We start from the raw sequence: 17,972 nt of genomic DNA, 5'->3' as shown, positions 1-17,972 counted from the left end.
CCCCCGGTCGAGCCCGGCGGGCGGGGCCGGGCGCGGGGCGCTCAGCTTTCCTCGTCGCTCTCGCTCTCGACGCCGATCTCCTCGCCGAGATCCTCGTCCGCGTCCTCCAGGTCCTCGGCATCTTCCAGACCGGCGTCGGTATCGGCGTCCTCGAGCTCCGTGTCGTCCGTCTCGGCCTCCGTTCCCGGCGTCACCGCGCGCTTACGCAGCTTGTCCTCGACGGGGGCGGCCGGGCGGCGCAGGCGCGGCTGTTCGGCCGGCTGCTCGGTGCCGCATTTCGGGCAGACGGCGGGCGTGCGGGTGAGGTCGTAGAACTTCGTGCCGCAGGCCACGCAAACGCGTTTGGTGCCCAGTTCGGGTTTGACCATGGATGGAGTCGTCCTGGCTTTGACCGACGTCCGCTCAGGCCCCGCGCTTGCCGCGGAGCCTTGGGGGCCGGGCTTCAATGAGGGCGCGCGATTGCCACGCACCCCCTCGCGTGTCAAACGCGCAATCCATGCGGGACACCTGCCAGATGTTCGGGCCGCTGCGCGCGGCCGCCCCGGGCCGGGGCCTCGCGGGCGAGATCCGCGTGCCCGGCGACGGCGCGATTGGCCTCCGCGCGCTGATGCTGGCGGCCCTGGCCGTGGGCGAGACCCGCATCGACGGCCTGCCGGAACGGGACGACACCCGCCACATCGCCGCCGCCCTGCGCGCCCTGGGGGCGAGGGTGGAACAGGCCGGTCCCGGCGCCTGGCGCGTCGCGGGACGCGGGGTGGGCGGGCTGGCGGAGCCCGCCGAGGTGCTGGAGATGGGCGGTTCCGGCAGTGCCGCCGCGCTGTTCTGCGGGATGCTCGCGGGACATCCGGTCTTCGCGGTGCTGGCCGGCGATGCAGCGCTGCGCCGCCACCCGATGGGACGGGTGACCGGGCCGCTCGCGGCCTGCGGGGCGCGCTTCACCGGGTGCGGGGGGGAGTTCCTGCCGCTGGCGGTGGAGGGCGCGCGCCTGGCCCTGCCGGCGGAGCACCGGCTGCCCGTGGCCTCCGCCACGGTGAAATCCGCGCTGCTGCTGGCCGGGCTCTGCGCCCGGGGCGTGACGCGGGTGGAGGAGCCCGGGCCCAGCCCTGACCATACGGAGAACCTGCTGCGCCATTTCGGCGCCCGGCTGCGTATCATGCCGGAGGGCGCCGGCTGGGATGGCGCGCGCGTGACCGAGCTGGACGGGCAGCCGGAACTGGTGGCCGCGCCGGTTTCCGTGCCGGGCGACCCGTCGCTGGCCGGTTTTCCGCTGGTGGCGGCGCTGCTGGTGCCGGGATCGCGGCTGACGGTGCGCGGCGTCGGACTCAACCTCCTGCGCAACGGCCTGCTCGCCACGCTGCGCGAGATGGGGGGCGAACTCGCCGTGACCGGTGAGCGCATCGAGGCGGGCGAGGCGGTGGGCGACGTCACCGCCACGCATTCCGCCCTGCGTGGCGTGGATGTCCCGGCCGGGCGGCTGCGCGGCACGAAGGGTGCCCTGCCGTTGCTGGCCGTCGCGGCGGCCTTCGCCACAGGCACCAGCCGCATCCGGGGGGTGGGGGCGGAAAGCGGCGGCCTCGCGGCCGTGATGGCCCTGCTGGCGGCCAACGGGGTGGCGGCGGAGGCCGAGGAGGGCGACCTGATCATCCGGCGCGACGGTGCCCCCGTGCCCGGCGGCGGCAGCATGGCCGCCGGGGCGGATTCCTGTTCGGTCATGAGCGCGCTGGTGCTGGGGCTGGCGGCGGAAAAGCCGGTGACGGTGGAGGATGGCGCCTGTGCCGGGGTGGTTTTCCCGGATTTCGCCGGGCTGATGGACCGTGTGGCGGGCGGAGGCGCGATCACATCCGCTTGACGCGGCGGTGTATGATGCGGCGCACGCATCCTGTAAGTTGCCGCAACCAGAACGGGAGCAGATCCGGATGACCGCCACCGAGACCCTCACCGCCGGAACCAGGGCGATCATCGCCGTGGACGGTCCGGCCGCCGCCGGCAAGGGCACGTTGGCCCGCCGCCTCGCCGCGGCGCTGGACCTGCCCTATCTGGACACCGGGCTGCTCTATCGCGCCACGGCGCGCCGCGTGATCGACGGGGGCGGCGATCCCGGGGATGCGGTGGCCGCCGAGGCCGCGGCGCGGGCGCTGGAGCCGGGCGATCTCGGCCGCGCCGGCCTGCGCGCCCCGGACACCGATACCGGCGCCAGCAAGGTCGCGGCCATTCCCGGCGTGCGGGCCGCGCTGCTCGACTTCCAGCGCCAGTTCGGCCGCGCCAATGGCGCCGTGCTGGACGGGCGCGACATCGGCACCGTGGTCTTTCCCGATGCGCCGGTGAAGCTCTTCGTCACCGCTAGTCTCGAGGCACGCGCCGAGCGCCGCTGGAAGGAGCGCCAGGCGCGGGGCGAGGACGTCTCGCTGGAGGCGGTGACTGCCGAGATGGCCGCCCGCGACGCCCGCGACGCCTCCCGCGACACGGCCCCCATGAAGCCGGCCGGGGACGCGATCCTGCTCGACACCACGGCGCTCGATGCCGAGGCCGCCTATGCCGAGGCCCTCCGCCTCGTCCGCCAGCGCCTCGGCCTTGCCTCCTGAGAGGGTGCGTCTGGAGGGTCTGGCCTGTGAACCGGGAGGCTCTGCCTCCCGGACCCTCCGCTCAGGGGGATCGTATCCCCCCGAGACCCCGCCATGGGCGCTCCGCGAGGTGGAGGAACAGGACGCCGGTCGCGATGGGCGCGACGGCGGTCGCAGCCCCCTCCTCGCGGAGCGCTCATAGGGTCCCCAGGGACTGACGTCCCTGGGCGGGGTGTCCAGAGGGGCAGGGCCCCTCTGGCCCCGGCCGGATCATCCAGTGCGATCCCTCAGCGGGTGTAGCCGTGGGAGGCGTCGGCGGCGGGGGTGGTGCCGCCGAGTTCGGCCAGGAAGGTGTCGTGGGTCATGGGGCGGGAGAACATGGGGTAGTTCTTTTCCACCGCGAGGCGCTGTTCCTCCTCGCTGACCGTGGCGGTGCAGTCGGTGAGGGTGACGACCTCGAAGCCCTTCTCGTAGCCGCTGCGCATGGTGGATTCGACGCAGCAGTTGGTCAGGAAGCCGCCCAGCGCCATGGCTTCCACGCCGCGATGGCGCAGGATGAAGTCCAGGTTGGTGCTGGCGAAGGCGTCGAGGCCGCGCTTGCCCTCCAGCACGATGTCGGTGGGCTCGGGCGTGAGCTCCTCGGTGATCTCCGCGCCCCACGTGCCCTTGCGGAAGGCCTGGCTGTCCACCACGCCCTTGAGGATGCCGTAGGGCTTCGGGTTCAGCTCCGGATAGCCCTCGGCGAAGGAGATCGGGGACCAGACGATCAGGGCGCCCATCTCCCGTGCGCGGCGCACCGTCTCGACCGTGTGGCCGAGCATGCCGGTGCTCTGCATCACCGGCTTCACCGCTTCGTGGAGGGCGCCGCCCTCGGTGGTGAAGTCGTTCTGGTACTCGATGAGGACGAGGGCGGTCCTGGCGGGCGTCATGCGCTTGCTCCTGCTCTGGGCTCTTGGTCCGGGCTGCCGGTCCGGCCTCCCGCGGGCCGTTAAGGCATCGGGCGGGAGGTGGAGGATGCGACGGAAAGACGCACAGGGACATGGTGCGGTGCCAGCCCGGCCGAAGGGGGCGGAAGGGCCGGAGGGGCGGCTTTCACCGGCTGTTCATGCCGGCCAGCATGCTTCCGGCGGGAAGCGGGTTGCACCGGGACCGGGGTGCGGCGGCGAGTCACGCTTTCCCTTGACCGGATCGTTGCGTGGGGCGTAAAAGCCCGATCGTCGCGGGGGAAAGGTTTTCCCCCGCGTGCCTGTGCTGCGGTTTCCGGAACCGGAACGGTTCTTCACCGGAAAGGTTCGTCGGAGCCCACCACGGGCCACATCCCCCCACCGGCCCGGCCAAGCCGGGCAAGACGTGCCGGTCCCGGCTGCTCGCTGAAGCGGAGCCGGAGGTCGGGGCGCAGGCCCAGCGGCTCCCTTCCCCCCGAAGGCGCCGCCGTTTCAGGAACAGACAACTACATGGCATCTGCCACCACCCTCGACCGCGCCGCGGCTTCCGAGGATTTTGCTGCCCTCCTCGACGAGACCCTCGGCGCTGACACCGGCTTCGCCGGCTCCGTCGTCACCGGCCGCGTCATCCGCGTGGACGACGACGTCGCCGTCGTCGACGTCGGTCTCAAGAGCGAGGGCCGCGTCCCGCTGCGCGAGTTCGCCCCCCAGGGCCAGAAGGCCGAGGTCAAGCCGGGCGACACGGTCGAGCTCTTCGTCGAGCGTTACGAGGACAAGGACGGCTCCATCGTCCTGTCCCGCGAGAAGGCGCGCCGCGAGGAAGCCTGGACCAACCTGGAGAAGCAGTTCCAGGCCGGCAACCGCGTGAACGGCACGATCTTCGGCCGCGTCAAGGGCGGCTTCACCGTCGATCTCGGCGGCGCCGTGGCCTTCCTGCCGGGCTCGCAGGTCGATATCCGCCCGGTGCGCGATGTCGGGCCGCTGATGGGCTCCCCGCAGCCCTTCCAGATCCTGAAGATGGACCGCGCCCGCGGCAACATCGTCGTGAGCCGCCGCGCGGTTCTCGAGGAGACGCGTGCCGAGCAGCGCAGCGAGCTGATCCAGGGCCTGAAGGAAGGCATGGTGCTCGACGGCGTGGTGAAGAACATCACCGACTACGGCGCCTTCGTGGACCTGGGCGGCGTGGACGGGCTGCTGCACGTCACCGACATCGCCTGGCGCCGCATCAACCACCCCTCCGAGGCCCTGACCATCGGCCAGCAGGTCAAGGTGCAGGTCATCCGCTTCAACCCCGAGACGCAGCGCATCTCGCTCGGCATGAAGCAGCTGATGGCCGATCCGTGGGAGGGTGTGGCCGTCAAGTATCCGGTGAACGGCAAGTTCTCCGGCCGCGTGACGAACATCACCGACTACGGCGCCTTCGTGGAGCTGGAGCCGGGCGTCGAAGGCCTGGTCCATGTCTCCGAGATGAGCTGGACCAAGAAGAACGTCCATCCGGGCAAGATCGTCGCCACCTCCCAGGAGGTCGAGGTGATGATCCTGGACGTGGACGAGCCGAAGCGCCGCATCTCGCTGGGCCTGAAGCAGGCGCAGGGCAACCCCTGGGACCAGTTCCTGGAGCAGCACCCGCCGGGCTCGACCGTCGAGGGCGAGATCCGCAACATCACCGAGTTCGGCCTCTTCATCGGCCTGGGCCCGGACCTGGACGGCATGGTCCACATGTCCGACCTGTCCTGGGAGCTAACCGGCGAGCAGGCCATGGCCAACTACCACAAGGGCGACACCGTCCAGGCCAAGGTGCTGGACGTGGATATCGAGAAGGAGCGCATCTCCCTCGGCATCAAGCAGCTCCAGTCCGACCCGGCCGCCGAGGTGCTGGATCGCGTCCGCAAGGGTGACGTCGTCACCGGCGTGGTGACGAAGATCGAGGCCAACGGCATCGAGGTGAAGGTCGAGGACATCCTCACCGGCTTCATCCGCCGCGCCGAGCTGGCCCGCGACCGCAACGACCAGCGCCCCGAGAAGTTCGCGGTGGGCGAGAAGGTCGATGCCAAGGTGGTCATGGTGGACCGGGCGGCCCGCCGCCTGAGCCTGACCATCAAGGGCAAGGAGGTCGAGGAGGAGCGCGAGGCGGTGCGCGAGTACGGCACCTCCGACAGCGGCGCCTCGCTGGGCGACATCCTGGGTGCCGCGATCCGTCGCCGCAACCAGATGACCGAGGACTGAGCCTCCGCCCCACGGCGAAGGTTACGGGAACGCCCCGGGGAGAGATCCCCGGGGCGTTTCGCGTTCCAGGTGGAATGGGGGTTTGGGGGCGGGGCGGAGCCCTGTCCCCAAAGGGCGGTGCGTCAGCTTCGCCGCAGGGCGCTGCCGTAGAACACCAGGATGCTGCGGTTGAGCAGCAAGATCTGCGGGCGCGACAGGGGCAGTGGACCGCAGCGCGGGTCGAAGAGGGCGCGGCGCAGGTCCTCGTAGAGGGGACGGAGTTCCTGGCGCATGGGCGGGCGGCGGTAGGCGGGGCGGACGGCCAGCACGCGGCCCGCGGCGTCCACCTGGACCTCGAACTCCAGCACGGCGTCCGGCGGCACGGGCACGTCGCCGCGGCAGGGGGCGATGTGGTGGATCAGCGTGTCGATAAGCTGCGCGGACGGGTCGCGCGGGACATCCTGGGCCCGGGCGGCGGGCGGGAGGAAGGGGAGCAGCGCCAGCAGGGCGAGGGCGTGGCGGCGCATGGCCGGGGCTATTCCGAGCTCCAGCCTGCCTTGCGCTCGTAGTGCTTGAAGTATTTTTCCGTCACTTGGTCAGTCTTCACCACGACGCAGACATCGGTGGTGTTGAACTGGTGGTCCACCACGGCCCCGTCGCCGACGAAGCCGCCGAGGCGCAGATAGCCCTTCACCAGCGGCGGCAGGTCCGCCAGCGCATTGCGGCCGACCTGCGACGGGTCGAGCCGGACCATGCTCTCGTAGCGGGCCGGCAAGGCGCGTGGCCGCAGGTGAGGCGGCGCCATGTGGTTGAGGGCGAGATAGGTCAGCGGCTCCGCCAGCACGTCCAGATCCGTGCCGGGCAGGGAGGCGCAACCGAACATCACCTCGACACGATGCTTGTGCACATAGGCGGCGATGCCGCGCCAGAGGAGTTGCAGGCTGCCGCGCGTGCGGTGGTTCTCCCCGACGCAGGAACGGCCCAGTTCGAGGATCTGCCCCGGCAGGCCCAGCAGCGGGCGCAGGTCGTACTCGTCGGCGGAGTAGAAGCGGCCGATCAGCGCCGCGGCCTCGCGCCGGATGAGGCGGTAGGTGCCGACCACCGATTCCGGGCCTTCGCCCAGGCTGTGGTCCACCACCAGCAGGTGGTCCGCCACCGCGTCATAGGCATCGACATCGCGGCCGGGGCGCATCTCCGGCGTGGGGCGGGCGCCCATCTCCTCGTAGAAGACCTTCCAGCGCAGGGCCTGGGCGGCCTCGATCTCCCAGTCCCGCACCGCGATCCGCACGCCGAGTTCGCCGGCGCGCAGCTCCCCGAAGCCGGCATCGGTCATGGGAGGGGGGGCATGGAAATTGTCACGGATCACCCCCCGGACCACGCTCATCCTTCGCCGTCCGTATCCCGCTGCCGCGCCAGGGCCTCGCCCTTGGGCTTGCGGCCAAAGAGCTCCAGCCGCTGGCCGATCAGGGAGAAGCCGAGCCGCGCGGCGATCTCCTGCACCAGGCGCTCGTGGGCGGCATCCTCGAACTCGATCACCTTGCCCGAGTCGACGTCGATCAGGTGATAGTGGTGACCGTGATCCGTCGGCTCGTAGCGGGCGCGGCCGCCGCCGAAGTCATGGCGCTCCAGGATGCCCTTTTCCTCCAGCAGCCGGACGGTGCGGTAGACGGTGGCGATGGAGACCTTGGAATCGATGGCGAGTGCCCGGCGGTACACTTCCTCGACATCCGGGTGGTCCTGGGCCTCGCTCAGCACGCGCGCGATCAGCCGGCGCTGGCCGGTCATCTTGAGACCACGCTCGACGCAGAGGCGCTCGATGCGGGATGGGTCTGGGCGTGCTGCGTCCATGCGTCCGTTCTAGTCTTGTCCCCGGCGGAGCGGGAAGTGCCGGCTGGGCGGCACATTACCCATCCCTGGCCCTCCACGGCAAACATGACGGGTCCACGACACCGTCATGTTCCCGCGCCTCAGCCGCCCGCGCGGCGGCTCCGGCCCCGCGGGCGCGTTCCCAGGCCGATGCTCTTGGCCAGGGAGGAGCGGTGCTGGGCGTAGTTCGCGGCGACCATCGGATAATCCGGCGGCAGGCCCCAGCGCTCGCGGTACTGCTCGGGCGTCAGGTTGTAGTGCGTCATCAGATGCCGCTTGAGCATCTTGAGCTTCTTGCCGTCCTCGAGACAGACCAGATAGTCGGGCGTAATGCTCTTCTTCACCGGCACGGCAGGTTCCGGGCGGGCCACCGGCGCCGGCTCGGCCGGCTTGCCAAGACCGAGGAGCGCGCGGTGGACTTCCGTGATCAGCCCAGGCAAGTCATTGTGCTGGACACTGTTGTTGGAGACGTGTGCCGCGACGATCTGAGCCGTCAGAGCCAGTACGTCGCCACGTGTCTCTTCCTGGGCCGGCGCATCGGCCATGTTGACTCTCCTTGAGATCATAGTCCCGGAGCACCCGCGCAATATCCTGGAATTTGGCGGGAGCCTGCACGAACCTAAATAGACGCGGATGGGCAGAAAAACAACAGGAGGTTTTATGATCAGTTCAGGTGAAGAAGAGTTGCTCGACTATGATTCACGCATCGACATCACACGCGACACTTGCCCCATGACCTTCGTCCGGACCCGCCTCGCCCTGGATCGCATGGCGCCGGGACAGGTTCTTCTGGTGGAGATGCGGGGCGCCGAGCCGGTGCGGAACGTGCCCCGCACGGCGGTGGAGCAGGGGCACCAGGTTCTGGCGCAGGACGAGGCCGGGGAGGGGCTGGTGCGGCTGTGGCTCCGACGCGGGGGCGCCTGAGCCGGGGCGGTAGCGGTCCCGGCCGAGCCCTGGCGTCCGGCGTCGCGCCACCTGAGGGGGGAAGGCTGCGCCTTTCCCCCGGGGTTGGACACGGGGCGCGCGGTTGAGGCGATCAGGCCGGCATGCGGGCCGTGTGGACGGCATCGGCCAGGGCGCGCACATGCTCCAGCACCTTGCGGACCGTGTCCGGCCCGGCGCGGCCTTCCGAATCGAGCGTGGCGGCCAGGGTGTCGATCAGCGCCGTGCCGACCACCGCCGCATCGGCCACGCGCACGGCGTCGGCGGCCTGTTCCGGCGTGCGGATGCCGAAGCCGATGCCGATCGGCAGCGTCGTCGCGGCGCGGATGCGGCCGACGTTGCGGCGCAGTTCCTCCGTCGCGGCGGAACGCGTGCCGGTGATGCCGGTGATGGAGACGTGGTAGACGAAGCCGTCCGAGCCACTCAGCGCAAAGGGCAGGCGGGCATCGTCCGTGGTGGGGGCGATCAGGCGGATCAGGTCCAGCCCCTGCGCCGTGGCGAAGGGCGCCAGCTCGTCCGCTTCCTCCGGCGGCATGTCCACCACGATCAGCCCGTCCACTCCGGCCGCCGCGGCGTCGGCGCAGAAGCGTTCGGCGCCATAGGCGAGGATCGGGTTCAGGTAGCCCATCAGCACCAGGGGGATTTCGGCCTCGGCGGCGCGGAAGCCGCGCACCATCTCCAGCACGCCGGCCAGGGTGGCGCCGGCCTTCAGCGCGCGCAGCCCGGCGCGCTGGATCGAGGGGCCGTCGGCGGCCGGGTCGGTGAAGGGCACGCCGAGCTCGACCAGGTCCGCTCCTGCCGCGGGCAGGCCGGCGAGCAGGGCACGGGAGGTTTCCAGGTCGGGATCATAGGCCTGGAGGTAGGGCACCAGCGCCCCCTTGCCCTGCGCCTTCAGCGCGGCGAAGCGGGCGGCGATGCGGCCCTTCGGCGCGGCGGTGCCTGCCGTGCTCCCTTGCGTCATGGTCCCGGCCATCAGATCTCGGCCCCCAGGTGGTGCGCCACGGTGAAGATGTCCTTGTCGCCGCGTCCGCTGAGGTTCAGCACGATGGTCTGTTCCCGGCCCATGCTGGGCGCCAGCTTCATGACATGCGCCAGCCCGTGCGCGGATTCGAGGGCGGGGATGATGCCTTCGAGCCGCGAGCAGAGCTGGAAGGCCTCCAGGGCCTCCGCATCGGTGGCGGAGACGTATTGCACGCGCCCGATCTCGTGCAGCCAGGAATGCTCCGGCCCGATGCCGGGATAGTCGAGCCCGGCGGAGATGGAATGCGCCTCGGTGATCTGGCCTTCCGGCGTTTGCAGCAGATAGGTGCGGTTGCCGTGCAGCACGCCGGGCTGGCCGCCGTTGATGGCCGCCGCGTGCTCGCCGCTCTCGATGCCGCGCCCGGCCGCCTCGACGCCGTAGATCTTCACGGATTCATCATCGAGGAAGGGGTGGAACAGCCCCATGGCGGAGGAGCCGCCGCCCACGGCGCAGACCAGCGCGTCCGGCAGGCGGCCTTCCAGTGCCATGTGCTGCTCCCGCACCTCGTCGCCGATCACGCACTGGAAGTCGCGCACCATCTCCGGATAGGGGGCGGGGCCGGCGACCGTGCCGATGCAGTAGTAGGTGTCGTGGACATGCGCGACCCAGTGGCGCAGCGCCTCGTTCATCGCGTCCTTCAGCGTGGCGGCGCCGGAGGTGACGGCTTCCACCTCCGCGCCCAGCAGCTTCATGCGGAAGACGTTGGGCTTCTGCCGCGCCACATCCGTGGCGCCCATGAAGACGGTGCAGGGCAGGTCGAACAGGGCGCAGGCCGTGGCGGTGGCCACGCCGTGCTGCCCGGCGCCGGTCTCGGCGATCACGCGGGTCTTGCCCATGCGCTTCGCCAGCAGGATCTGCCCCAGCACGGCGTTGATCTTGTGCGCGCCGGTGTGGTTCAGCTCCTCGCGCTTCAGGTAGACCTTGGCGCCGCCCAGGTGCTTCGTCAGCCGCTCCGCGAACCAGAGGGGCGAGGGGCGGCCCACATAGTCCTTCAGCAGGAGGCGCCACTCCGCCTCGAAGGCCGGGTCCTTGCGCGCCGCGTCATAGGCGGCCTGGACCTCCAGGATGTTGGGCATCAGCGTCTCGGCCACGAAACGGCCGCCGAAGCCGCCGAAGCGGCCGCGGCTGTCGGGGCCGGAGCGCAGGCTGTTGGGCAGGGTCTCGTTCATCGGGGGCGTCCTCTGGTCCAGAGGGCAGATAGCGCGCATGGGCGGATTGCGACAGGGCAGGACATGGGAGGCTGATGCGACGGCCGGAATGGTCCTGCCTCCCGCGCACCTTCCCTCCGGATGGCCCTGCGTCGCTCTCCGTGGCTGGCCGCCGGGGGAGAGGCTCTGCCTCTCCCGCCGGACCCCCTCTCCGCCGGGGACCGAAGCCGGTCCCCGGACCCCGGGCTTTCGTGGGTTCCCGTGGTGGCCATCAGCCTGCGGCCCGATCCCTGGGGCAGGTGGAAGCGCGGGGCTCCCGGAAAGAAGAAAAGCAACGTGTCCGCGCTGGCGGCACCCGCGATCCGGCATCAGTGAGCGCCAACGAACGGGAGGTCCAGGACCCTCAGGGTCCTGGCGGATAGGGGGTCCGGGGGAAAGGCGGCGCCCTTCACCCGGGGCGGCGCAACGGCAAGCCGTTCCCGGATCAGCCCTCGATCGCCCGGCCAGCGCGGTGGCGGCGCAGGAGCCACCAGCCGAGCAGGGCGGAGAGTGCGAAGAGCGCCACGCCGAGGGCGATCTGGGTGGACTGGTTCACCGCCACGCCTTCGCCCAGCAGCACGAAGACCGCTGTCTGCGGCACGTAGCCGATGGCCGAGCCGAGCAGGAAGGGGCCCGCCGCGACGCCGGACAGGCCGGCGAGGAGATTGAGGGCGAGGTTGTTGCCGACGGGCAGCAGGCGCAGCGCCAGGGTGGCGCCGAAGGGGGAGCCGGCGAGGACGTCGTGCATGGGCTTGAGGCGCCGGCCGAAGCGCCCGGCGAGGCGGCGGGCGGCCCATTCGCGCCCGATCAGCCGGGCCCAGCCATAGCCCAGGGCGCAGCCCAGCACCTGGGCCAGCATGGAAAGGCCGCCGCCGGCCAGGGCGCCGAAGGCGCTGCCGCCAAGGAAGGCCACCGCCTGGCGCGGCGCGCCGACGGCGGTGGCGGCGGCGCCGACCAGCACGAAGAGGGCTTCCGCCCAGAGGCCGCCGCCGCGCATCTGGGCGCTCATGAAGGCGATGCCGTGGTCCTCGCCCAGTTCGCGCAGCACCCAGCCGGCCAGGGCGAGTCCCAGGGCCAGCAGCAGCAGGCGGAGGATGGAGCGCAGCGCGCCGCGCGAACGGTCGGGCAGCGTCACGGCTGCGCGGGGGCGCCCGGGGGCGTGACGGCAGGCGTGATGACAGGCGTGGCGGCGGGTGGTGGCGGGGGCGCGGCGTAGGCCAGCCGGGGCCGCTTCCAGCGCCGTTGCAGCCACATCACGCCCAGCAGGTCCACGATCCCCACCGCGAGGCGGTCCAGCGTGCCGTAGTTGGAGACGCCGCGCGTGCGGGGACGGTGGTTCACCGGCTCGCTCACCACGCGGCCGCCCTGGCGGATGGTCAGGGCGGGCAGGAAGCGGTGCATGTGGTCGAAGGGCGGCAGCTCCAGGAAGAGCGCGCGGGGGAAGACCTTCAGCCCGCAGCCGGTGTCGGGCGTGGCGTCGCCCAGCAGGCGGGCGCGGACGCGGTTGGCGACGCGGCTGCTCAGCCGCTTCACCGCCGTGTCCTTGCGCGTGGTGCGCCAGCCGGCGACCAGCACGGCCTGCCCCGGGGCGCCTTCCGCCGGGTTCTCCTGCCGCGCCCTGGCCCAGAGCCTGGGGATGTCGGCCGGGTCGTTCTGGCCGTCGCCGTCCAGCGTGGCGATCCAGGGGGCGCGGGCATGGCGCACGCCGGTCACCACCCCGGCGGACTGGCCGCAGGAGCGGGCATGGCTGAGCCGCCGTACCGCGAGGCCGGAGGCGGCGGCGGCGTCGATCCGGGCCGCCGTGTCGTCGGAGGAGCCGTCGTCCACGCAGAGGATCTCGTGCGGCACCCCGGCGAGGGCGGCGGCGATCTCGGCCGCCAGAGGGGCGACGTTCGGCCCCTCGTTGCGCATGGGGACCACCACGGAGATCACGGGGGCCGGGCCCGCCGGGAAGCCCATGGGAAGGTCCAGGGGGAGGCCGTTCGGCGCGGCGGGGGGGCTGGCGGTCATGGCGGGGGCGGCCCTGGGATTGGCGTGTTGAGCCGGGGACATGGGGGCTGCGGCCTAGCAGGGGGTCGGCACGCGGTCCAGGGGAAGACTATAATGCCCGCCATGCCCTTCGATCCGCACGCCCCGTCCCGCGAGGATGTCCTGGCCCGGAACCGCCGTGCCGTCGCCCTCTGGCTGATCCTGGTCGCCGCCATGGTTTGGGTCATGGTGGCCCTCGGCGGCGCCACGCGCCTGACCGGCTCCGGCCTTTCCATCATGGAATGGGCGCCGATCCGCGGCATCCTGCCGCCGCTGAGCGAGGCGGAGTGGCAGCGCCTCTACGATCTCTACCGCACCATTCCGCAATACGAGCTGGTGAACCAGGGCTTCGGGCTGGCGGGCTTCAAGGGGATCTTCTGGCTGGAATGGACCCACCGCTTCTGGGGGCGGATGATCGGGCTGGTCTTCGCCGGCGGGCTGGCCTGGTTCTGGGCGCGGGGGCGCATCCCCGCCGGGCTCGGTGGCCGGCTGGTGCTGCTGCTGGCGCTGGGCGGGCTGCAGGGGGCGGTGGGCTGGTTCATGGTGGCCTCGGGCTTCGAGGCCGACCGCACCGCCGTGTCGCCCTGGCGGCTGGTGATCCATCTGACGCTGGCGCTGGTGCTCTATGCGGTGCTGGTCTGGACCGCGCTCGGGCTTCTGCATTCGGAGCGCGAGGCGCCGTGGGGTGAGGCACCGGGGGGCGGGCGGGCGCTGCGGCGGCTTGCCCACGCCACGGCGGGGCTGGCCGGGCTGACGATGCTGGCCGGCGGCTTCGTGGCCGGGATCAAGGCGGGCTTCGACTACAACACCTTTCCGCTGATGGCGGGCCAGTGGGTGCCGGACGGCTACCTCTTCCTTTCGCCCGCCTGGAGGAACCTGTTCGAGAACGTGGCCTCGGTGCAGTTCAACCACCGGCTCCTGGCCACGCTCACCGGCCTGCTGGCCATCGGCACCGCCTGGTACGGGCTTTCCGTCCTGCCGCGCGGCACGGCCGGGGCGCGGCGGGCGCGCTGGTGGGTCGGCGCGCTGGCCCTGGCCACGATCGCGCAATACGCGCTGGGGGTGGCGGCGCTGGTGAACGTGGTGCCGGCCTGGCTCGGCACGCTGCACCAGGCCATGGCGGTGGGGGTGCTGACGGCGGCGCTCGGCACGCTGCATGCCCTGCGCCGCCCGCGCGGCGGTTCCGGCGCGCCGCGTGACGGGCGCGGCCCCGTTGCCGGACAGCCCTCGGCTGGGCAGCCCCTGGCCGGACAGGCCATGTGATGGGGGAGGAGCCGGTCGGTCCGCCGGCAAACGCCCTGGCGCTGCTCGGGGGGCTGCCGGTCGGCGTCGTGGCCGTCGATACGGCGGGGCGGCTGGGCTTCGTCAATCCCGCCTTTCTGGCGCTGGCCGGCCTGCCGCCCGAGGCGCTGCCCGCCGGCCTGCCGATGACCGAGGTCCGCCGCGTGCTGGCCTATCGCGGCTTCTATGGCCCGGGCGACCCGGAGGAGCGGGCGGCGGGGATCGGGCAGATCGACCATTCCCGCCCGCAGCGGCGCCTGTTCCGCACCATGCGGGGGCAATGGCTGCAGGTGCAGGTCACGTCCCTGCCGTGCGGGGCGCGGATCAACACCGTCTCGGACATGACGGCGATCCGCGAGGCCGAGGCGATGGCGCAGGACCGGAGCCGGATGCTGGACGGCCTGTTGCAGAACCTGGAGACCGGGGTGGCGCTCTATGGCGCCGACGGGCGGCTGCGCTGGTCGAACCGGGCCTATGCGGCGCTGAACGGGCTTCCGCCCGGGACGCTGCGGGAGGGGATGAGCTTTCTCCAGGTGCTGCGCCTGATGGAGGCGCAGGGCGAGTTCGAGAACCTGGAGGACGACGACTATCCCGCCCGCTGCGCGGCCGAGGTGCATCGCCTGCCCTTCAGCGACCAGCGCGAAAGGCCGTGCGGACAGGTGCTGCGCATCCAGCGCCGGCCCTCCGGCGATGGCGGGATGCTGGTGGAGGTGGACGACGTCACCGGCCTGCGCCGGGCCGAGGGCATGGCGAGCCACCGGGCGGCCATGCTGGACGGCATCCTGACCGCGCTGCCGCAAGGGGTGCTGGTCTATGGGCCGGACCAGCGCGTCTCGCTGGTCAACGAATCCTTCCGCCGGGCCATGCCGGACCTGACGCACGGGGTCGGGGATTCCCTGGCCGAGATCATCGCGCGCCACGGCGCGGCGGGGGACAGGAGCGAGCCCCCGGGAGCCATCATGCTGACCTCCGCCGTGACCTGGCAGCAGCGCGGGAGCCGGAGCTACACGCTGCACCGCCATGACGGGCGGGTCTTCGACATCCAGACCTCCGCCCTGCCGGATCTGGGGCGGGTGGCCGTCTTCACCGACGTCACCGCGCGCCACCGGGCCGAGGCGGAGGCGCGGCAGCAGGAGGAGCTGCTCCGCACCACGCTGAACCACCTGCGCTATGGCATGGCGATCTTCGACCGGCAGGGGCGGCTCGTCGCTTCCAACCCGCTGACGGCCCGGCTCTGCGGGTTGCAACCGGAGCAGGTGGTGCTGGGCACCCATGCGGACGACCTGCTGCACGACCAGATCGCGCGCGGCGAGTTCGGCCCGCCGGGGGACGGGACGGACGCGCTGATCCGCCGTGCCGCGGCCACGCCGCGATCCGGCCCCGGCCGCTATGTCCGCACCCGCGCGGACGGGACGGTGGTGGAGGTCACCACGGACCTCACGCCCGACGGGGGCTTCGTGCGGACCTTCGTGGACATCACCGAGCAGCACCGCGCCAGCGCCGAGCTGGCCGCGGCGCGCGATGCCGCCGAGGCCGCACACCGGGCCCAGGCGCGATTCCTGGCCAATATGAGCCATGAGCTGCGCACCCCGCTCAACGCGGTGATCGGCTTCTCGGAGGCGCTGCTGGACGGGCTGGGCGGGGGGCCGGGCCGGGGCCTGGAGGCCGGGTGGCCCGAATGGGCCCCGGAGGGGGAGCCCGCGGGGAGGCCAGGGCCTGGCATGGCGGCGGACCTGGCCACGAGGCAGATCTTCCTGACGGCCATCCGCGATGCCGGCCGCCACCTGCTGGGGCTGATCGACGACCTGCTGGATACCGCGCGCTCGGACACGGCCGAGCAGGCGCTGGAGCTGCGGCCGGTGGAGCCGGAGCTGCTGCTGCGCGAGGCACACCGCATCCTGCTGGGCGCCGCGCGGCGCGGCGGCACCGATCTGGTCCTGGACCTGCCCGATGCCCTGCCGCCGGTGCCGGCCGATGCCCGGCGGTTGCGCCAGGTGCTGCTGAACCTCATCTCCAATGCGGTGAAGTTCACCCCGGCGGGGGGGCGGATCACGCTGGCCGCCCGACTTCTGCCCATGGGGGCGGTGGCGGGCGGGGAGGCGGCGGCGATGGAGATCAGCGTCACGGACACCGGAATCGGCATGGCGCCGGAGGACATCCCCCGCGCCTTCGAGCCCTTCACCCAGTTGGAGGACGGCCATGCCCGGCGCTATGGCGGCTCTGGCCTCGGCCTGTACCTCGCCCGTACGCTGAGCGAGGCCATGGGCATGCGGCTGTGGCTGGACAGCACCGCCGGGCAGGGCACCACCGCCCGGCTGCTGATCCCCCTTCCCGCCGGGGAGGAGCGCCGCGCCCGGCCCGGAGGCGGTGCCGGTCCCGGCGGCATCCCCGGTTCCCCCCTGCCCGCCGGCCCCCTTTCGGAGATCCTGCCATGAGCGCCGCCACCGATGCCATGGCCGCCACCGAGCGGCTGTTCTTCCGCGACCTCGACCCGAACCGGGCGGCGCGCATCGTGGCCGATGCCCTGGCCGGGGCGGAGGATGGCGAGCTCTTTCTCGAATACCGGGAAAGCGAGGCGATCAGCCTCGACGACGGGCGCATCCGCGCGGCCAGCTTCGACACGTCCCGGGGATTCGGCCTGCGCGCCGTGCGGGGAGAGGGGGCGGCCTATGCCCATGCCGGGGAGATCGGCGAGGCCGCGCTGAAGCGCGCCGCCGAGACGGTGCGCGGCCTGCCGGGCGACCGGATGGCGGCGCTGGACGAGGCGCCGCGCCGCACCAATGCGCGGCTCTACGACAGCGCCAACCCGCTGGCCGCCATGGGCTTCGCCGGAAAGACCGCGCTGCTGGCCGCCATCGATGCCTATGCCCGGTCCCGCGACGCGCGGGTGCGGCAGGTGATGGCGACGATCAGCGGCGAATGGCAGGCGGTGCGCATCCTGCGCCCCGACGGGCGCGGCGTGGCGGACCTGCGGCCGCTGGTGCGGCTGAATGTCGCGGTGGTGGTGGAGGATGGCGGGCGGCGCGAGACCGGCTCCTTCGGCACCGGCGGGCGCTTCGCCTATGAGCGTGTGCTGAACGAGACGAGCTGGAAGGGCGCGGTGGACGAGGCGCTGCGCCAGGCGGTGGTGAACCTCGACAGCCGCCCGGCGCCGGCGGGGGAGACGGTCGTGGTGCTCGGCCCCGGCTGGCCCGGCATCCTGCTGCACGAGGCCATCGGCCACGGGCTGGAGGGCGATTTCAACCGCAAGGGAACCTCGGCCTTCGCCGGGCTGATGGGGCAGCGGATCGCCGCGCCCGGCGTGACCGTGGTGGATGACGGCACCATCCCGGACCGGCGCGGCTCGCTGACCGTGGATGACGAGGGCACGCCGACCTCCCGCACCGTGATGATCGAGGACGGCATCCTGGTGGGCTTCATCCAGGACCGGCAGAATGCCCGGCTGATGGGCGTGGCGCCGACCGGCAACGGGCGCCGCGAATCCCATGCCCATATCCCCATGCCGCGCATGACCAACACGGTGATGGCCGGCGGGGAACATGCGCCGGAGGAGATCATCCGCTCGGTGAAGCGTGGGCTCTACGCGGTGAATTTCGGCGGCGGGCAGGTGGACATCACCTCGGGCAAGTTCGTCTTCTCCGCCTCCGAGGCCTATCTGATCGAGGATGGGCGCGTCACCGCGCCGGTGAAGGGCGCCACGCTGATCGGCAGCGGCGCCGATGCGCTGACCCGCATCGCCATGGTCGGCAACGACTTCGGCATGGACCCGGGCATCGGCACCTGCGGCAAGGATGGGCAGGGCGTGCCGGTGGGCGTCGGCCAGCCGACGCTGCGCCTCGACGGGCTGACGGTGGGCGGCACGGCGGTGTGATGTTGCGCCCGCGGCCCGGTGGGAAGGCTCCGCCTTCGCTCCCGTAACCACCCCATCCGCCAGGAC

Annotated in this window: 17 protein-coding genes; 7 read left to right on the top strand and 10 right to left on the bottom strand. The window is 72.1% G+C overall.

All coding sequences use genetic code 11. The features are described from left to right. Positions 1-41 precede the first annotated feature (41 nt). On the bottom strand, positions 42-368 hold the full coding sequence (locus CTJ15_RS15595; RefSeq protein ID WP_019461364.1) for a TIGR02300 family protein: 327 nt from the start codon (positions 366-368) through the stop codon (positions 42-44). Positions 369-496: 128 nt separating this feature from the next. Here CTJ15_RS15595 and CTJ15_RS15590 point away from each other — a divergent pair, with 128 nt between their 5' ends. Further along, complete coding sequence (locus CTJ15_RS15590) at positions 497-1,849, top strand: 3-phosphoshikimate 1-carboxyvinyltransferase (RefSeq protein WP_226945951.1); 1,353 nt, start codon at positions 497-499, stop codon at positions 1,847-1,849. 67 nt (positions 1,850-1,916) lie between these two features. After that, positions 1,917-2,582 (top strand): d(CMP) kinase, encoded by a 666-nt coding sequence (locus CTJ15_RS15585; protein WP_099781676.1) that lies wholly within the window; start codon positions 1,917-1,919, stop codon positions 2,580-2,582. 266 nt (positions 2,583-2,848) lie between these two features. Here the strand turns inward: CTJ15_RS15585 and CTJ15_RS15580 are convergent, their stop codons facing one another. Next, positions 2,849-3,490 carry a cysteine hydrolase gene (locus CTJ15_RS15580; RefSeq protein WP_058389825.1) on the bottom strand — a complete coding sequence of 214 codons (642 nt, stop codon included), beginning with the start codon at positions 3,488-3,490 and terminating at the stop codon, positions 2,849-2,851. Positions 3,491-4,015: 525 nt separating this feature from the next. Between CTJ15_RS15580 and rpsA the strand changes: the two genes are divergently transcribed. After that, entirely contained in the window at positions 4,016-5,731 is a 1,716-nt protein-coding gene (rpsA, locus tag CTJ15_RS15575) for a 30S ribosomal protein S1 (RefSeq protein ID WP_019461368.1), read from the top strand. Between the two features lie 122 nt (positions 5,732-5,853). Here rpsA and CTJ15_RS15570 read toward each other — a convergent pair whose 3' ends face one another. From CTJ15_RS15570 to CTJ15_RS15555, 4 genes are all read right to left on the bottom strand, one after another. Continuing rightward, on the bottom strand, positions 5,854-6,237 hold the full coding sequence (locus CTJ15_RS15570) for a hypothetical protein (protein WP_019461369.1): 384 nt from the start codon (positions 6,235-6,237) through the stop codon (positions 5,854-5,856). Between the two features lie 8 nt (positions 6,238-6,245). Then, positions 6,246-7,094, bottom strand: a complete 849-nt coding sequence (locus CTJ15_RS15565; RefSeq protein WP_019461370.1) for a GNAT family N-acetyltransferase — start codon at positions 7,092-7,094, stop codon at positions 6,246-6,248. Beyond that, on the bottom strand, positions 7,091-7,558 hold the full coding sequence (locus tag CTJ15_RS15560; protein ID WP_051004856.1) for a Fur family transcriptional regulator: 468 nt from the start codon (positions 7,556-7,558) through the stop codon (positions 7,091-7,093). Before CTJ15_RS15560 ends, CTJ15_RS15565 begins: the two co-directional genes overlap by 4 nt. A 119-nt stretch (positions 7,559-7,677) precedes the next feature. After that, on the bottom strand, positions 7,678-8,121 hold the full coding sequence (locus CTJ15_RS15555) for a MucR family transcriptional regulator (protein ID WP_019461372.1): 444 nt from the start codon (positions 8,119-8,121) through the stop codon (positions 7,678-7,680). A gap of 115 nt (positions 8,122-8,236) precedes the next feature. On the opposite strand from CTJ15_RS15555, the gene CTJ15_RS15550 reads away from it, so the two are divergent. Next, the gene (locus CTJ15_RS15550) at positions 8,237-8,500 is read left to right on the top strand and encodes a sulfurtransferase TusA family protein (RefSeq protein ID WP_019461373.1); all 264 of its coding nucleotides are present in this window, start codon (positions 8,237-8,239) and stop codon (positions 8,498-8,500) included. A gap of 112 nt (positions 8,501-8,612) precedes the next feature. On the opposite strand, the gene trpA is transcribed toward CTJ15_RS15550, so the two are convergent. The 4 genes from trpA to CTJ15_RS15530 form a co-directional block, all read right to left on the bottom strand. Further along, positions 8,613-9,479: a tryptophan synthase subunit alpha gene (trpA, locus tag CTJ15_RS15545; protein ID WP_051004858.1), complete on the bottom strand. Its 867-nt coding sequence runs from the start codon at positions 9,477-9,479 to the stop codon at positions 8,613-8,615. An 11-nt stretch (positions 9,480-9,490) separates the two neighbouring features. Next, positions 9,491-10,708 (bottom strand): tryptophan synthase subunit beta, encoded by a 1,218-nt coding sequence (gene trpB, locus CTJ15_RS15540; protein WP_058389826.1) that lies wholly within the window; start codon positions 10,706-10,708, stop codon positions 9,491-9,493. A 463-nt stretch (positions 10,709-11,171) separates the two neighbouring features. Beyond that, complete coding sequence (locus CTJ15_RS15535) at positions 11,172-11,861, bottom strand: TVP38/TMEM64 family protein (RefSeq protein WP_019460958.1); 690 nt, start codon at positions 11,859-11,861, stop codon at positions 11,172-11,174. Beyond that, entirely contained in the window at positions 11,858-12,736 is an 879-nt protein-coding gene (locus tag CTJ15_RS15530; RefSeq protein ID WP_019460959.1) for a glycosyltransferase family 2 protein, read from the bottom strand. The genes CTJ15_RS15535 and CTJ15_RS15530 overlap by 4 nt, the downstream gene beginning before the upstream one ends. Positions 12,737-12,829: 93 nt before the next feature. Between CTJ15_RS15530 and CTJ15_RS15525 the strand changes: the two genes are divergently transcribed. The 3 genes from CTJ15_RS15525 to tldD are packed head-to-tail and all read left to right on the top strand — an operon-like array spanning position 12,830 to position 17,906. Beyond that, positions 12,830-14,017, top strand: a complete 1,188-nt coding sequence (locus tag CTJ15_RS15525) for a COX15/CtaA family protein (RefSeq protein ID WP_099781675.1) — start codon at positions 12,830-12,832, stop codon at positions 14,015-14,017. Next, positions 14,017-16,470, top strand: coding sequence for a PAS-domain containing protein (locus CTJ15_RS15520; RefSeq protein WP_099781674.1), 2,454 nt, complete (start codon positions 14,017-14,019; stop codon positions 16,468-16,470). The genes CTJ15_RS15525 and CTJ15_RS15520 overlap by 1 nt, the downstream gene beginning before the upstream one ends. After that, entirely contained in the window at positions 16,467-17,906 is a 1,440-nt protein-coding gene (gene tldD / locus CTJ15_RS15515; protein WP_058390074.1) for a metalloprotease TldD, read from the top strand. Before CTJ15_RS15520 ends, tldD begins: the two co-directional genes overlap by 4 nt. The last annotated feature ends 66 nt before the right edge of the window (positions 17,907-17,972 follow it).

It is taken from the genome of Roseomonas sp. FDAARGOS_362, from assembly GCF_002754815.1.
GTDB classification, from domain to species: Bacteria; Pseudomonadota; Alphaproteobacteria; order Acetobacterales; family Acetobacteraceae; genus Roseomonas; species Roseomonas mucosa.
The sequence above is the reverse complement of the archived record's forward strand: the minus strand, read 5'-3'. Positions and strand labels throughout refer to the sequence as shown.

Bases quoted from the DNA above. Each gene is read 5' to 3' on its own strand.
- CTJ15_RS15595 (WP_019461364.1), bottom strand. From the start codon at position 368: ATGGTCAAACCCGAACTGGGCACCAAACGCGTTTGCGTGGCCTGCGGC.
- CTJ15_RS15590 (WP_226945951.1), top strand. From the start codon at position 497: ATGCGGGACACCTGCCAGATGTTCGGGCCGCTGCGCGCGGCCGCCCCG.
- CTJ15_RS15585 (WP_099781676.1), top strand. From the start codon at position 1,917: ATGACCGCCACCGAGACCCTCACCGCCGGAACCAGGGCGATCATCGCC.
- CTJ15_RS15580 (WP_058389825.1), bottom strand. From the start codon at position 3,490: ATGACGCCCGCCAGGACCGCCCTCGTCCTCATCGAGTACCAGAACGAC.
- rpsA (WP_019461368.1), top strand. From the start codon at position 4,016: ATGGCATCTGCCACCACCCTCGACCGCGCCGCGGCTTCCGAGGATTTT.
- CTJ15_RS15570 (WP_019461369.1), bottom strand. From the start codon at position 6,237: ATGCGCCGCCACGCCCTCGCCCTGCTGGCGCTGCTCCCCTTCCTCCCG.
- CTJ15_RS15565 (WP_019461370.1), bottom strand. From the start codon at position 7,094: ATGAGCGTGGTCCGGGGGGTGATCCGTGACAATTTCCATGCCCCCCCT.
- CTJ15_RS15560 (WP_051004856.1), bottom strand. From the start codon at position 7,558: ATGGACGCAGCACGCCCAGACCCATCCCGCATCGAGCGCCTCTGCGTC.
- CTJ15_RS15555 (WP_019461372.1), bottom strand. From the start codon at position 8,121: ATGGCCGATGCGCCGGCCCAGGAAGAGACACGTGGCGACGTACTGGCT.
- CTJ15_RS15550 (WP_019461373.1), top strand. From the start codon at position 8,237: ATGATCAGTTCAGGTGAAGAAGAGTTGCTCGACTATGATTCACGCATC.
- trpA (WP_051004858.1), bottom strand. From the start codon at position 9,479: ATGACGCAAGGGAGCACGGCAGGCACCGCCGCGCCGAAGGGCCGCATC.
- trpB (WP_058389826.1), bottom strand. From the start codon at position 10,708: ATGAACGAGACCCTGCCCAACAGCCTGCGCTCCGGCCCCGACAGCCGC.
- CTJ15_RS15530 (WP_019460959.1), bottom strand. From the start codon at position 12,736: ATGACCGCCAGCCCCCCCGCCGCGCCGAACGGCCTCCCCCTGGACCTT.
- CTJ15_RS15525 (WP_099781675.1), top strand. From the start codon at position 12,830: ATGCCCGCCATGCCCTTCGATCCGCACGCCCCGTCCCGCGAGGATGTC.
- CTJ15_RS15520 (WP_099781674.1), top strand. From the start codon at position 14,017: ATGGGGGAGGAGCCGGTCGGTCCGCCGGCAAACGCCCTGGCGCTGCTC.
- tldD (WP_058390074.1), top strand. From the start codon at position 16,467: ATGAGCGCCGCCACCGATGCCATGGCCGCCACCGAGCGGCTGTTCTTC.